Annotated in this window: 14 protein-coding genes and 1 pseudogene; 10 read left to right on the top strand and 5 right to left on the bottom strand. The window is 38.0% G+C overall.

Annotated features, from left to right (window positions below; all coding sequences use genetic code 11):
• Positions 1-94: 94 nt before the first annotated feature.
• Complete coding sequence (locus tag D172_RS15245; protein ID WP_007376763.1) at positions 95-1,537, bottom strand: capsule assembly Wzi family protein; 1,443 nt, start codon at positions 1,535-1,537, stop codon at positions 95-97.
• A 342-nt stretch (positions 1,538-1,879) separates the two neighbouring features.
• On the opposite strand from D172_RS15245, the gene D172_RS21960 reads away from it, so the two are divergent.
• From D172_RS21960 to D172_RS15230, 5 genes are all read left to right on the top strand, one after another.
• Complete coding sequence (locus D172_RS21960; protein WP_237113680.1) at positions 1,880-2,443, top strand: hypothetical protein; 564 nt, start codon at positions 1,880-1,882, stop codon at positions 2,441-2,443.
• Positions 2,444-2,465: 22 nt separating this feature from the next.
• Positions 2,466-2,963 carry a hypothetical protein gene (locus D172_RS21955; protein WP_007376765.1) on the top strand — a complete coding sequence of 166 codons (498 nt, stop codon included), beginning with the start codon at positions 2,466-2,468 and terminating at the stop codon, positions 2,961-2,963.
• Positions 2,957-3,766, top strand: coding sequence for a methyl-accepting chemotaxis protein (locus tag D172_RS21950; RefSeq protein WP_420713795.1), 810 nt, complete (start codon positions 2,957-2,959; stop codon positions 3,764-3,766). The genes D172_RS21955 and D172_RS21950 overlap by 7 nt, the downstream gene beginning before the upstream one ends.
• A gap of 76 nt (positions 3,767-3,842) precedes the next feature.
• Entirely contained in the window at positions 3,843-4,316 is a 474-nt protein-coding gene (locus D172_RS15235) for a peroxiredoxin (RefSeq protein WP_007376767.1), read from the top strand.
• A gap of 346 nt (positions 4,317-4,662) precedes the next feature.
• Complete coding sequence (locus tag D172_RS15230) at positions 4,663-5,076, top strand: adenylyltransferase/cytidyltransferase family protein (RefSeq protein WP_007376768.1); 414 nt, start codon at positions 4,663-4,665, stop codon at positions 5,074-5,076.
• A gap of 328 nt (positions 5,077-5,404) precedes the next feature.
• Here D172_RS15230 and D172_RS15225 read toward each other — a convergent pair whose 3' ends face one another.
• The 4 genes from D172_RS15225 to D172_RS15210 form a co-directional block, all read right to left on the bottom strand.
• Entirely contained in the window at positions 5,405-6,469 is a 1,065-nt protein-coding gene (locus tag D172_RS15225) for a CDP-glycerol glycerophosphotransferase family protein (RefSeq protein WP_007376769.1), read from the bottom strand.
• A gap of 567 nt (positions 6,470-7,036) precedes the next feature.
• Positions 7,037-7,537, bottom strand: coding sequence for a DUF3299 domain-containing protein (locus D172_RS15220; RefSeq protein ID WP_007376770.1), 501 nt, complete (start codon positions 7,535-7,537; stop codon positions 7,037-7,039).
• Between the two features lie 14 nt (positions 7,538-7,551).
• Complete coding sequence (locus tag D172_RS15215) at positions 7,552-8,838, bottom strand: ABC transporter permease (RefSeq protein WP_007376771.1); 1,287 nt, start codon at positions 8,836-8,838, stop codon at positions 7,552-7,554.
• Positions 8,835-9,521, bottom strand: a complete 687-nt coding sequence (locus tag D172_RS15210) for an ABC transporter ATP-binding protein (RefSeq protein WP_007376772.1) — start codon at positions 9,519-9,521, stop codon at positions 8,835-8,837. Before D172_RS15210 ends, D172_RS15215 begins: the two co-directional genes overlap by 4 nt.
• 389 nt (positions 9,522-9,910) lie before the next feature.
• Between D172_RS15210 and D172_RS15205 the strand changes: the two genes are divergently transcribed.
• The 5 genes and pseudogenes from D172_RS15205 (at position 9,911) to D172_RS15185 (ending at position 15,340) form a co-directional block, all read left to right on the top strand.
• Complete coding sequence (locus D172_RS15205) at positions 9,911-11,014, top strand: phosphoribosylaminoimidazolesuccinocarboxamide synthase (protein WP_007376773.1); 1,104 nt, start codon at positions 9,911-9,913, stop codon at positions 11,012-11,014.
• A gap of 122 nt (positions 11,015-11,136) precedes the next feature.
• Positions 11,137-11,793: a methylamine utilization protein gene (locus D172_RS15200; protein ID WP_007376774.1), complete on the top strand. Its 657-nt coding sequence runs from the start codon at positions 11,137-11,139 to the stop codon at positions 11,791-11,793.
• On the top strand, positions 11,786-14,101 hold the full coding sequence (locus D172_RS15195) for a bifunctional diguanylate cyclase/phosphodiesterase (protein ID WP_007376775.1): 2,316 nt from the start codon (positions 11,786-11,788) through the stop codon (positions 14,099-14,101). Before D172_RS15200 ends, D172_RS15195 begins: the two co-directional genes overlap by 8 nt.
• Positions 14,088-14,921, top strand: a pseudogene (locus D172_RS15190) (DUF3034 family protein). The gene D172_RS15195 and the pseudogene D172_RS15190 overlap by 14 nt, the downstream one beginning before the upstream one ends.
• Positions 14,921-15,340, top strand: a complete 420-nt coding sequence (locus D172_RS15185) for a group I truncated hemoglobin (protein ID WP_007376778.1) — start codon at positions 14,921-14,923, stop codon at positions 15,338-15,340. The pseudogene D172_RS15190 and the gene D172_RS15185 overlap by 1 nt, the downstream one beginning before the upstream one ends.
• The last annotated feature ends 51 nt before the right edge of the window (positions 15,341-15,391 follow it).

Below are 15,391 nucleotides of genomic sequence, written 5' to 3'. Positions count from 1 at the left end.
GTTTGGCGTATGTTGTAGGTGAGGTTTTACACCTCACTTTTTAAACACTCAAGCCACGTTACATGGGCGGATGTAAATTCGCACCTACAAGGTGTTAAAAATTAGCAAATAAGGCTAACCTAGCAAATGTTTCCCCGTATACATCCTTTCCTTGATACAGCTCAGCTCCCCAACTTTTTGCGCCCATTATTGGTTTACTCAACTTGCGCGTGTACGCTGTTTGTAGTTCGTAACTTGTTTTATAGCCTTCGTTTTTATTTTCAAGCATACGAATGGTGGTATTTAAGCTTTCTATTTTACTTAATTGCCAATGCCAATTTACGCTCATAGTTTTAGCTGGAGTGTAGTCGCTATAGTCGTGATCATCACCCGCCCAATGGCCTATAACATTACTTGAGTTGCGGTTGCCATCTTTGTATATACTGCTTGCGTACCAACCTTTTTGCCAGTTACTATGCTCAAAGCGTAAGCTGTGGTTGTTAGCAATAAAAGGTAAATAAATACCAAAGCTATATGCGTTATTACGCGAGCCACCTAATGTATCTTCGAGTGCTACCTCACCGTATAGCTCATAAGGCAGTGCATAAATACTGTTATTATAAGCAAATGTTATAGAGCCTAGCTGATCCCCAAGTTCAAAGTTTGCATCGACCTCTTCTGCATCAGAAGTAGTTATATTATCTTTACTGCCAGGGGTAAAAAATCCTTCGGCAAAATCTTTTAGTGTTACGCTACGTGGTCCGCCACCAAATTGCATTAAACGGCTTAAACCAATGGTTAAATTATCGGTAGCTGCAAAGCTTATGTGTAAACCAAACAGATACGGTTTACCTGGCTTGTACTCACGAGTAACACCTTTCTGTTTTGTGCTTTCGAGAATTCCGCTTTGCTCTGTCATTTTACTAATAAACATATCATAACGAATATTAAAGCTGGTAATTGGCTCTACATTGCTCAGCGTGATAGAAGGCGTGGTTTTAGCTTGTGTGCTTAACAACATGGCGCTGTCGTTAAATGGTGAGTACCAATGCTCGCGGTAGCCAATATCTAGCTGAGCATATTTATAACCAAGGTAAACAAAGCTTTGTGTTGGGAGTATTTCGTTTTCGTTAGCTATACCAGCAACACTTACACCAAAGTAACGGCCAAAATTAGCATACGCACCGCCTTCAACTATTAAATTAGTTTTAGTGGTTTGGCCGCGTTGATTAGGAAGAGTTTTATCTTTTGTGCCCGCAGCGAGTGTTACTTTGGCAAAAGTGCCGGCATCGCTTTGCACGTAAGGACTAATTTGATACGACAATGTTTGGTAAAGCTCAGGGTAGGAGTGTCTTACAGTTTGCAAAACCTTGTAAATATCGTGCGCTTTATAAGGCTTGCTCATTATATGCGTATTTTTACTAACCGCTAAAAGACGTTGTATTTGGTGCTCAAGTTCGGGTGCTTGATTTAAAGGTAAATAAGGAGATACGCCACCTTTAGCTATCGCATTTGCACTGATTGCCAACCCGACGAGCAGCGATATTTTTTTTAGCATAATTATTCCGTTAGCAAAATTAGTTCAAGTAAAAACGTAAATGCGAGGTTAACAATAAACGCTTGAGTAAGAAAGAAGAAAAGCAAAGGCTAAACGAAAAGTTTACCGCTTTGAGCTTTCAATCATTGAGGGTATTTATGGTTATTAGGCGCAGCCTTATCATATTGTTATAAGCAGTTCTTTTGTATTGGTTACATTAAAAATTGTTGAATAACTCGGCCTTTAAAGATGGTTTACATAAAAGTGTCATAAATAATTAATACTCTAAGCGCGCACTCACTATTGGAGCTAATATTTATGCGCGTGTAATCTATCACCCGGTTACTGGCTATATTATTGGCTTTGGCGAGTATTTTATTAGGCTCTACCTTATTTTGGGCAAGCCAAACTTTACTTAAGCTAGAGCAGCAAAATACCGCATACAGCCAACTCAAAAATACTATTTTAGTTGATTTAGCCGGTTATTTAGGGCGTTACTTAGACCAAGGTGACAACCAATATTTAAATCAAGCCTCTACTTTAATTAACAATGTTAAAGTTAATCAATTATCTATATTGCCAAGTGAGTTAAGCACAACGCTTGAACAGCAATTAACGAACCTCAACAATGACATAAATGGCAAATACCGTGCACTTGGTAAGCTTTCGGGTAACGAAACCGCACTACTTGATAGCGCGCTTAGGCAAATGGCAGGCTCAGCATCAACATTAATTAGCTATGCTAAAAAAGCACCTGAGCAAAATAACCATGCGCTAATGTATTACTCTCTGGCGAGTGATTATTACACTGAAGTAACTAATTTATCTTTATTTACCTATCAACTTATTGTTCAGTACGATAAAAGCACAGAACAAAGCTTGCAACAAAGCATCGTAAATTTAAATAAATTAGCAACAAGCTATTGAGCAGCTTCCTAATTTAGGTGTTATGAGTGCCGTTGACGAAGACGCTCTATTTATTGATGAAGAAGCCGAAGACCTTGGCGACGAAATAAAGTCAGAGCTTGTCAGTTGGCCTAATCGTTATCCGCGTGATTTAGCAAGTACTCTTGAGCAAACTCAGTTACGAGAAAATGGCTCTAATGCGTTACGCTCACAAATTAGTGCACTTTCAAATACGGTTATTAATGCAGAGCAGGCGCTTAAGGCGGAGCAAGATAATTTAAAGCAGCAAGTAATTTGGGTATTTTGTGTTGCAATAGGTACGTTGGTTATATTGGCTGCGAGCGTTTATTTTGTACAACGTAATCAAGTATTAAACCCGCTTAGGCAATTACGAGATGGCTTTGCTTTTTTAATTGAAAGTAATGAACTTAAGAGTATTGAAAGTAAAAATTCAAAAACTGAGATTGGTGAGATTGCGCAGTTTTTAATCAACTCATCGATAGGCAGCGAACTGAAGCGCAAGAGCGGGCACAAATGCTAAAGGTGGTTAACAGTTTTATGCAGCAAATGAGCGAAAACTTATACACTATTAGTCAACAAGCATCGCTTAGCCATGGGCAAGTAGAACAAAACCAAAACTTATTAAGCGACATTCAACGTATTGGCGAGCAGGTAAATGATATTAATGCACAGGTGGCCGATAACGCACAAAGTACATTTACTGCAATGGAGCAAAGTTTGGGCTTTTCAGCAAATATGTTAGATGCCAGTTCTGATACGCAAGTGCGTGTAGAACAAGGAATGCAAAGCATACAAGAGTTACTAACAGGTGTTGATGGAGTGGGTAAAATTATTGAGGTTATTCGTAATATTGCCGATCAAACTAACCTTTTAGCCCTAAATGCAGCGATAGAATCAGCACGTGCAGGAGAGCACGGACGTGGCTTTGCTGTGGTGGCTGATGAAGTAAGGCAGTTAGCGCGGCAAACACAAGGATCGCTTAGCGATATAAACGATCAACTAAGCTTGTTAACTGAAAACTCGCGAGTGGTGTCTACGCAAATATCAGCATTGGCCAACGGTGCACAGTCGCAAACACAAAATGCTCAAGAGCTAAAACTAAACTCCGAAGGGGTAGCTAGTAATGCTCAAAGTGCAAACAGCGTTGCTTTTGAGGCAATGGAACTGGCAAAGCAACAAAGTAGCTTACTCGACAATTTTAGTAAATCAATGCAAAGCATGAAAGGGCAAGTGAGTGAATCAAGTTTACTTGTTGATGATATTCGTAATCAGCTACAGCAGCAAATGCAAACAATAAAAGGTAGCTTGGGCCTTAAAAAATAAACAAAGCTGTATGTTAGTCGCATTAAGCGATAAGCTAAAAATTCATTACGTTTCAATATTTTTTTAAGGATTTATTATGATTGAACAAGGCCAAACGTTACCGGCTGTAACACTTACGCAATTAACTAACGACGGCATGCAAACATTGACGAACAGTGAGTTATTTGAAGGTAAAAAAGTTGTACTGTTTGCTGTGCCAGGCGCGTTTACACCAACCTGTTCAAATGCTCATTTACCAGAATTTATTACCCTCGCTGATAAAATTAAAGCAAAAGGTATTGACGCTATTTACTGTGTGTCAGTTAACGATGCATTTGTTATGAAAGCATGGGGCGATTCACAAAACGCACAAGAGATTGCCATGCTTGCCGATGGTGATGCAAACTTTACTAAGGCATTAGGCCTTGATAAAGACACCGCTGGCTTTGGCGGTGTACGTTCTTCACGTTACGCAATGATTGTTGATAACTCGGTAGTAACCGGTTTGTTTGTAGAACAAGATAAAGAATTTGCAGTAAGCCGCGCAGAATACGTTTTAGAAAAGCTGTAAAGTATAAAAAGTAGAGTTACATTTTAAACGTGGATAAAATTCAGGCTTTTTACAACTTTATTTAACCATAATGGTATTTAAATTTATTTCCTCTAGTCAGAAAGTTTCAGTGAAAATAAAGCGAAATTACGCATTGATAGCTGGCCTATTGCAAGTGAATTTAACGCAGTTAGCGCTAAAAAGAACTGCTTAAGATAGATTTATTATCCAGAGTTTAGGTTAATTATACTATGTTAGCTTTAGTGCAGGTTTGTATTGGTTTGTTCCTGATTTTTATTCATGTTTATGCTTATGTTATCCTACGTACTAAATTATTAGGGTGTTACTTTTAGTCGTAGGTTTTGAAATGAAAAAAATAGGCTATACCACTGGGGTTTTTGATCTGTTTCATATTGGTCATCTCAATGTACTTAAACGCGCAAAGCTAGAGTGTGATTACCTTATTGTTGGGGTAACAAGCGATGAGTTATCTATATCGGTTAAAAACAAAAAGCCGGTAATCCCTTTTCAAGAAAGGCTAGAAATTGTCGAAGCGATTAAGTTTGTGGATGAGGTTGTTCCTCAAGTTAATTATGACAAACTAGAAGCGTGGAATAATTTAAAATTTGACAAAATGTTTGTCGGAGACGATTGGAAAGGCACTGACAAGTGGAACGCAATAGAAGAAGACTTTGCTAAGCGGGGAGTTGAAATAATGTATTTCCCTTACACTACGCATACTTCGAGCACTATTTTACGTGAAGTACTTAGTAAAATATAAAGCCTGATTAAAATCGTATCTAGTTTAGAGTGTTTTTATTTCCCATATATAGGTTATAACGGCGCATAAATACCAATCCGCAATAATACTTAATCAATTTGAGGGATCAAATCTGACGTAAACTGCGTTAAAAATTTCTGATATAGAATAACTAAATAACGAAATTTTTGCCTTGTTATCGACACGATTTTCTTACCTCAAAATAGCTCACTTAATTAAGTGAATTGGTATTAATTGAGCTAATTGATATAAAAGCCTAGCTAAAACAAGTTTCAACCCTAAAAATCCAATAATCCTTTGTTTTATATGTGATTGTTTGGCTTTAAAGTTATGACCACCAATAGTAATTTAGGCTTTTTCTAATTTTAAATTTACGAAGTAAGTTTAAAGGTTTTCTTTTTAGGTGAGATGTACCAGAACAAATTAAATTATTAATAGCGCCTAATACCCTCACACTTGACTTGCCATCTCTGTATGGATGAACGCTGTCGCAGTATTGTTTTACTTTTTCTAATGTGTGCTCATCTTTTTGAAAAGCGCTTATTAAAGTACTTTCTAGGTCGGCTTCGTTACTAAAGTTAATCATCCAGTCTTTAGGTTTGCGGTTGTTAAACGCAACGGCTACTTTTTCTTGTAATGCAAATTCGGTAATAATTGATGATGTGTCAGACAGTATAATGTCGGTAGCCTGTAGAATTGGAATCACATCACCGGTGGTAATAAAGGTGAGGTTTTCGCAGGCGAGTGATTTATACATTTCAATTTCTTCGCTTGTCGCTTTTGGATGAAGCTTTACTATCCACTGCCAGTTTTGTGTTTTTAATAGCGCTTTAATATAAGGGTAAAGCTTGTAGGTACTTGTTAGCTTTGGCGAAAAAGTGGGGGCATATAATATGGTAGGCTTATCAGATTGATATAGCGCTATGTCTTTATGCTCAGTAAATAAAGGATCTAACTTTGACCAGCCGGTTTCGACTACGTCGCAAGTGCCATCGTTAATATCATTAAACCCTTGAGTAATATTTGGACCTTGTGTGCAATATAAGTCAAAAAATCCTCTAATATTAAATTTGTTCTTTTTGCCCGAATCAAAGCCATGAAAAACCTGCACTTTAATCCCAGGAAAAAAATGAGGGATCACGTTACCAGGCGCAAGTGTGGCATTGGCGTTATATTCTTTAACTTCTTTTATGTTGAGAAGCTGGTAATCATCAGGCTGTAAAAAGCCCTCTGCCTCACTTCCAGTAGGAATAAACCAAGCAACGCTGCCTCCTCGCTTTTTTATTTCGTGCTCTATGGGTCTTAAAACGTTAAACGAGTACGATAAATTTACAAAAAACAAATATTTAAATTCGCTTGTTTTGTTTAGAGAAGGCAGATCTTTATTTAGCACTGGTGGTTCCTTTTTTAACTGAAAAAGTAAAAGTATTTAACCTAAACTTTGACTAAGCGGTTTAGGGCATGTTGAAATTTGTTCAATCTAGGGGCAATTTAATCTCGGCTCGAGATTTGTAACCTGATAACGGCTCCTGCTTTACCCTACTGGCTTACATCCATGTAAGAATAAGTCAAAGCCGAGCAACAAAGAGTCAATCGCCCCTAGGGCGAACCCAAGGGGGGCGCATGTTTGGCATTTATGCTGCGTATCGCCTATTTATGGGGAGTATCACACAACATAGGTTCTGCCTTGCCTAAAAACCAAACATACTACTGAAAATTAAACCACCAGAGAACAACACGCCCTAATAACATATTGCGCTATATCGGTATTTAATACCAACCTGCATAAATCTTTGATCAATTTAACGGATTAAATTGCACTATAACGTCGTTAAAAATTTTTTATTTAGAATAACTAGATACAAAAATTTTTGCCTAGTTCTAGCGTAATTTTCTTAACGTTAAATAGGTCCCATATAAGCAGATTGGTATAAATTTATCAGCAGTTCAGGTTAGTTAATTAAAGTTCAAATGGCGCAACGCCAACTGCCTTCATTTTATAGCCTACTTGGGCTATTTCGCCTGACCACGTTTCTGTACTTATAATGCCAGTTACAACGATTGCGTCATACAGGCTGTCTATAGGTACGCCACCTTTAATAGTTACATGCACAATTTGATTTGGCGGCGGTGGCGGTACGTGTATACATGCACCAAAATATGGCACGAGTAAAAACTCAGTAATAATTTCACTGTCACCTTCAAGTGGTACTACAAAGCCAGGTAAGCTTACAGACTGACCGTTTAACGCTTTAACTACAGGTGCGTCTAGATCGGGTTGCACCCAATTTTGATCGCTGCCTTCGTGATTGGCTTGTGCTTGTGTGTCTATTTGCACGTGATTTTTAGGGATTAAGTCTTCCCAAAAAATCTCTTTTGGTGGATTTGCATTACTTGCAAAACTTACGAGTAGTAAATTAATAGTAGTAATATATTGAAAAGCTGTTTTAAAAAACGTCATGGGATACCTAAAAATTATGTTTTTATACTCATGCCATCGCTGAGAGAATAAAAGTAAGCGCGTGTGGCAGGCACTAAACCAATAATAAAACCAGCTACCATAATAACGCCTATTAATGTGAGTTCATAGTAAGAGAGCATCGCTATATTTACGCTAATACCTGCATGGCTTTGTAGGTAGCCGGCACCTAAATACATAACTAAATAAAATAATGCACAGCCAACTAAGCAGCCTAATAAAGTAGTTAACAGTGACTCTATGCTTATAAGTGTGAATAATTGCCAAGGGCGGGCACCTACTGAACGTAATATAGCAAGCTCACGGCGACGTTGACTTAGGTTTGCAAGCAGTGTGGTTAGCATGCCTAGTAAGCTAACAAGTACGACGATTGCGGAAAATAGTTGCAGTGTTTTTTCTACTATGGCGAGCATTTGCCATAATTCTTTCAGTGTTACGGTGGGCATAATACCAAGCAATGCTTCTTGCTTATATTGATTTATATTGCGCCTAATTTGCAATGTGTATAGCGGTGATTTAAAACCCATTAAAAATGCAGTGATTTGTTTTGGATGTCCGATAAGATCGTCATGTTCGTCATGTTCGTCATGTTCGTCATGTTCGTCATGTTCGTCATGTTCGTCATGTTCGTCATGTTTAGTGCTAGCTCTGGCATGTATTAAATCGATAGCGGCAAGCGGTATGTGTAACGTTTTATCAACAGGTGTGCCGGTGGGATTTAAAATACCGACGACTTTGAATGGGTTGTCGTCATGATGATGAAAGCTAGTATTGCCCATACCGTGTGATATAACGATATGATCGCCAAGTTTATAACCTAATTTGTTAGCTACGCTGCTCCCCAGTACAACCTCGTTAATATTTAAAAATGGATGGCCTTGGTTAAAGCTTAAGTTTTGTTTTTTAGCAAAGCGGTAATGTTCAAAGTAGTCAAGAGTAGTGCCAAGTACAGCTTGGCCTTTATGGCTGTCGCCTAGGCTTATAGGTATGCTCCATTTTACGCCTCGCTGATTGGTTATATATTCATAACTTTGCCAGCTTACGCCATTGTTGGTATGGCCAATTCTAAATACCGACGCAAGTAATAATTGAATATCACCAGTGCGTGCGCCCACAATTAAATCAGTGCCCGAAATTGTATTACTAAAGCTACTTTTTGCATCAACTCTTACACGCTCAATACTTAGCAATAACATAACGCTAATTGCAATAGTAAACAGTGTTAAAAATACGCTGGCACGACGATTTAATAAGCTTTTATAAGCCAGTTTAGCAAGGATCATATTTGCTCCTGCAAATGGGTTAAATCTATTGAACGATCGAATAACGGTTTTAAGCTTTCGTCATGACTTACAAATATTAAGGTGCTGTTTAAATGCAATGCCTGTTCAAATAATAATGTTATAAAGCTTTCGCGGTTATTTGCATCAAGTGCTGATGTTGGCTCGTCAGCTATTATTAGCTCAGGGTTACCAATAAAAGCACGGGCTGCTGCAACACGTTGTTGTTGGCCAATACTGAGCTGTGCTACGTTTTTATGATGGTATTGCTCAATTAAGCCAAGTGCGTTTAATAAGCGCTCAGCTTCTTTGTGTAATGTTGTGGCGTGTTTAAGTGCTTGGCTTTGCCGTACTTTAGAAAATTGACACCCTAAAATGACATTTTCGATAGGTGTTAAATAAGGTAATAAATTAAAGTTTTGAAAAATGGTGCCAATATGGTCGGCTCTAAATGCATCGCGCTTGGTATTACTTTGTGTGTTTAGGCATTGATTTAAAATATACACATCACCGCTGGTGGCTGTATTAATTCCCGTAAGTAACGCTAATAAAGTAGATTTTCCTGAACCGCTTGGGCCATATAAAAAAATACGTTCGCCTTTTTCTACAGCCAGCTCTGCAATCCTTAGAGTCGGTTTTTTATCGTTTTTATGCCATTTAAAAGTAACGTTTTTTAGGCTGATCATTAAATGTATACCTGTATAAATCTGACGAAGATAAACTCGGGTTAAGAAACTAACTAAGAGGTTGACCTGTAAATATAATTAAAGTCGCTTTTTGTTAGTCAAAATTTTTAAATGCAAACAAGGCGAATTTACGCGTCAATAGTGGGCCTATTGCAAGTGAATTCAACGCAGTTAGTGTTGAAAATAACTGCTTAAGATTGATTTACTATCCAGAGTTCAGGTTATTTAGCTTACGCGTAAAGTTTACCTTATCCCAACGAGCATATAAATATGTGCCTTTATTTGTTTTAAGCATCCGATTGAGCTTTAGGGTTGGCTAGATTATTATACAGCCCACATAACCCCATACCATACTTTGCTCAAAGAGCACCCCTAACCCCGGAGATAGCATGACTAGCTATAAAGTTTTAGATGTAAACGATGATTTACCCATTCGTACCAAAGGTGAAGTACATAGCGGTAAGGTTCGTTCAGTTTATTGGCTAACAGATGAAGACAGCGCGCGATTAATTAGCGACAAAGACTATAAAGTACCTGCAGGCACTGAGCTTGCAATTATGGTTATTTCAGACCGAATTTCGGCGTTTGATTGTATTTGGCAAGGCGAAAACGGGTTAAATGGCGTGCCAGGTAAAGGGATCGCCCTTAACTCGGTTGCATCGCATTGGTTTAAATTATTTGATCAAGCAGGTCTTGCAGGTAACCATATTGTTGATATTCCGCATCCTTACGTATGGATTGTACGCAAAGCCAGTACAGTAAAAGTAGAAGCGATTGCACGCCAATACATTACAGGCAGCATGTGGCGCGATTACGCAAAAGGCGTGCGTAATTTTTGTGGTATTGATTTACCAGAAGGCTTAAAAGCAAACCAAAAGCTTGATAACGTTCTAATTACGCCCTCAACAAAAGGTATTATTGAAGGTGTTGCCGACATTCCACCTGTTGATGATGTAAATATCACGCGTGCTAACATTACTAATAACTTAGATGTATTTAACTTTAAGTCGGCAGATGATGTAACTAAGTACGAAAAACTGCTAGTTGAAGGCTTTAGGTTAATTAGCGATGAGCTTGCAAAGCTTGATCAAATTTTTGTGGATACAAAATTTGAGTTTGGTTATGTGGAAGATTTAAATGGCGCGCAGCAACTTATTTATATTGATGAAGTAGGTACGCCTGATTCGTCACGTATTTGGGATGAAGCTGCTTACAAAGACGGTAAAATTGTTGAAAACTCTAAAGAAGGCTTTCGCCAGTTACTAATTAATAATGTGCCAGAAAGCGATGTATTATTAAATAAAGACCGTATGAGTGAACGTGAACAACTTGCTAAAGATTATATTTTACCAGAATCAGTCATGCTTGAAGTGTCAAATACCTATGTAGGTATTGCGAGTAAAATTGTTGGCAAAGATATTGTTATACCTAGCGATCCTCGCCAAGAAGTAATTGCTATTTTAGATGCTGAATACGGATTGATTGTAAAATAACACGACTAAAGGATGGCTTAACCTAGTTACTCGGTCTTTATTTGTGGTTACTGGGCTATAATTCTTGCAATTAGTGCTCGTCTCTAATTAACTTAGCTTAACGTTAATAGTTTGGTGTTGTTATGTTAGAGCGAGCATTGCAAAAAATTGCAAAAAATCGTTGTTTTTTAGCGATAGGTTTGTTTTTTAGCCATTTTGCTTTGAGCGCAAATATTGATTTAGTTATACAAGACCAACATGGGCAAGCATTACCAGATGCGGTTGTTGAGCTAAATCAAAATAATATAAAGTCTGCTTTTACATCAAAGACGGTTGCGACAATGGATCAAGTTAATAAGCAATTTTCACCTGAATTATTAATTGTTCAAAAGGGGCAGCAAGTAAATTTTCCTAATAGCGATAATATTCGCCATCATGTGTATTCTTTTTCACAAGCCAAGCCTTTTCAGCTAAAATTATATTCAGGGCAACCAAAAGACCCTATTGTATTTGATAAGCCCGGTGTGGTTGTTTTAGGATGCAATATTCATGACTCTATGATTGGCTATATTTATGTGGCAGATAATGATCTTGTTTATAAAACAGATGAAAGAGGGCGTGTTACTTTGCCAGCCACTTCTTCTGAGGTGACTGTATGGCATCCTCTTCAGCGTGCCGCATTGGAGAATAAAAAAATAATTACTATTAATTCTCAAACTCAGCTTTTAATAACCATAAATACTTCGGTCCCAGAGCTTCGAAATACATTTGGCAGTAAATTTAAGGCCCAAAATGACTAATAGTTTAAAAAACCGTATAACCATACTCTGCGTTGGCTTAGTGCTATTAACCACTGTGGTTAGCTTATTTAGTTTTTGGTGGTCTACGAGTAAATTCCAAGAAGAAAAAGTTAACCAAGATATAAGCGTTGCCCAAAGTGTATACAAGCAATACTTAAAGTCAAAAGAGAGCCTATTATTAACCGCCGCTAAAGTACTTACCTCTGACTTTGGCTTTAAACAAGCTGTTGCTACACGAGACGCCGGTACAATAAGTAGCGTATTATTTAACCACAGTCAGCGTATAAACGCCGAGCTAATGTTGTTAATTGATTTGTCGGGTAAATTAATTTCGGCTAATACTAGCGAAGATATTTACGGGCACGATTTACAGCCGCTAATGAAAGAATTATTAAGTACTTCGGAGCAATCTAGTTTTGTTGTTTTAAATAACGAACTTTACCAAGTGATTTTACTTCCCGTTAAAGCGCCACGTACAGTTGCTTATAGTTTAGTCGGATTTAAAATAAATAACGAAGTGGCCGCCGAGCTTAAAAGCTTAACAGGTATGGATGTAAGCTTTATAGGCAGTGCGGATAATTTAGTTATTAGCTCTTTAGTTAAACGCCCAACCCCTTTTGAACCTGTGAACTATTTTAATACATTAACCACATCACGCTTTTTTGGTGAATATTTAGTGTATCGCAATCGTGATATTGATTTACCGTCGCTACTTTCTCACCCAATTGTTATTTTACTCAGTGCCGATTTAACGCAAAGTTACAGTGATTTTGAAAAGCTATTTTTTACATTAATGATATTGGCTATTTTAACCATGTTTGTAGGTGTTATAACAAGTAGCTTATTAGCAAACAACCTTACTACTCCTTTATCTCAACTCGCTGTTATTGCTAGGCAATTTGCACAAGGTAACTATAGTTTCGAATTTAAAGGAAAAAAACAAAGTACAGAAATAACGACCCTAGTTGATGCATTTAATAGCATGGGTAACGATATTAATGAACGTGAGAAACAAATTAGTTTTCAGGCTCGCCATGACTCCCTTACAGGGTTTTATAATCGTTCAGCAATGCTAGATGTGTTGGGGGATGAATTAGATGCAACGAATGAATACACACTTGTTGCTATTGATATTAAGGGTTTGCGACACATAAACGATAAGTTAGGCCCTCGTGTTGGGGATGATTGTTTAAAAGCGGTAGCAAGTCGTATTAGTGAGTTTTCTGATGAGCTAGGTGGTTTTCATGCGCGAATTGGCGGCGATGAATTTTTAACGGTATTCCCAGCAACTGCAGCACAAGAGCTAAAAAGTGGCATTGACGGCTTAATGATGCAGTTACAGGCTTGCTATACCATTCAAAAGTTAAAAATTAATTTACGGTTTAGTGCCGGTATTGTGCAATACCCAGCGCAAGGTATTACTAGCGATGATTTAATGCGCCGTGTATTGATTGCTGTCGACAGTGCTGCGAGCGATCATGAAAGTATTCATTATTATCAAAGTGGCGAAGATGAGGCGCATTTAGAGCGCTTAATAATGCTTGATGAGTTAAAACAAGCAATTATTGACGATGATGGCCAATTATTTATGACCTATCAGCCTAAGTTGCATATGAAAACGCAAAAAATCGATAAAGTTGAGTCGCTTATACGCTGGCAACGAAAAGATGGTAGCTGGGTTAATCCAGAGCTATTTATTGATTTAGCTGAGCAGTCGGGGCTTATTGTTGAGCTAACCGCGTGGGTGGTTAATACCGTTGTTGCACAGGTAGCTAACTGGCAATCAAAAGGCATTGAGTTACAAGCCGCTATTAATGTATCGGCGCAAGATATTGCCTTTTCGGGATTTCATTCAGCTTTGGTCAGTACGCTTGAAAAACATAAAGTAGACCCTAAGTTGATTACGATTGAACTTACCGAGCGCGATATGATCGAAAATGAAGAAAAAGGTATTAAAGCACTCGAAAACTTAAAGGCAATTGGCGTTAAAATATCACTAGACGATTACGGCGTAGGGCAAACGTCACTTGGGCGCTTAAAAATGCTACCTATTGATGAGTTGAAATTAGATAAGTGTTTTATTTTAAAACTTGATGAGTCACAAAAAGATCAGTTTATTGTGCAGTCTTCGATTACGTTAGGTCATCAATTAGGATTTTCTGTTGTTGCTGAAGGGGTCGAAACATTGGGGTCTTTAGAGTTGCTTAAAAGTATGCAATGCGATCATGCACAAGGCTATTATTTAAGTAGACCGTTAAAAGCTGAATTACTTGAAGAATGGCTTCTAGATCATTATGTATCACATTAAATATTGGAGCGTAGTTGCCTTTTGTTTAATGAGTTTACCGTGTGTAGCCAGCAGTGGAAAACTGCTTGCTACTCCTGGTGTGTCTCAAATTGAAGGCAATGCGGGTGGAGGCATTGTACCTTGGGCGCAACTAGCTGGTTATGCCAGTGATGATGAGTTTTCGATAAATGGCTTTTGTAGCCGGGCAGATGTAACCGATTACACTCTTGATGTGTGCGGTGCCCAGTTAAACTTGTTTAATCGTGTTGAATTTAGTTACGCAATACAGCAATTTGATGTACCAGCACTTGATGCTGAAATAGAGCAATCAATTACAGGTGCTAAAATACGTTTGTACGGCGATATTGTTTACAGTGAGTGGCCACAATTAAGTGCAGGCATTTTACATAAATCACTGGATGATGGTTCTATTGCACAGTTAGTTGGCGCGAAAAGTACCAGTGGAACCGATTTTTATTTAGCGGCCAGTAAATTACATTTAGGCGCGATTGCAGGTTACAACTAGTTTTGGAACTTAACGACACGCTACAGCGAAGCAAATGAATTAGGCTTGCTAGGCTATGGTGGTGAAAGCGACAGTACTAGGGTGTTGTTTGAAGGCAGTACTGCACTTTTTTTAAGCCGTGAATTGGCCGTAGGTGTTGAGTATCGTCAAAAAGCGAATAACCTTAATTTAGGCGAACAAGATTGGAAAGATGTATTTGTGGCTTGGATACCAAATAAGTACGTGAGTGTGACAGCGGCTTACCTTGATTTAGGAAGCATTGCAGGGGCTGACGATCAAACAGGTTGGTATTTATCGGTAACAGGGTATTGGTGATGCAAAATATAGCCGTATTTTTATTATGCGCAGGGTTATTAGTAGGCTGTGCAAATAAACCTGCACTGTCGCTTTATCAGCAGTTAGATGGAAAAGCAGGTATAGCTAAGCTTGTTGATAGTTTTATCTATCAAATAGGTAACGACGAGCAAGTATTTCATTACTTTGAACACGCTAATATTACGCATTTTCGTGATGGTTTTATTTCCCATATGTGTATGTTATTCGAAGGCCCATGTGAGTACAGGGGCGATTCTATGATTGCTATTCATACGGGTATGAATATATCGGAAAAAGACTTTAATCATGTGGTCGATTTACTCGTTAACGCAATGAATGAGCAAAATATTAGTTATAACGTGCAAAATAAAATACTTTCAAAAATGGCACCACTACGTGGTGGAATAATAAAAATATAAGTACCTTGGTTTTTGTTATGTGGCTTTCAATGTAGAATATAAAGAAAACAA

Origin of the sequence: Pseudoalteromonas sp. Bsw20308 (genome assembly GCF_000310105.2) — a bacterium.
GTDB classification, from domain to species: domain Bacteria; phylum Pseudomonadota; class Gammaproteobacteria; order Enterobacterales; family Alteromonadaceae; genus Pseudoalteromonas; species Pseudoalteromonas fuliginea.
Note: the sequence above shows the minus strand (reverse complement) of the source record. Positions and strands in the feature narration are given on the sequence as shown.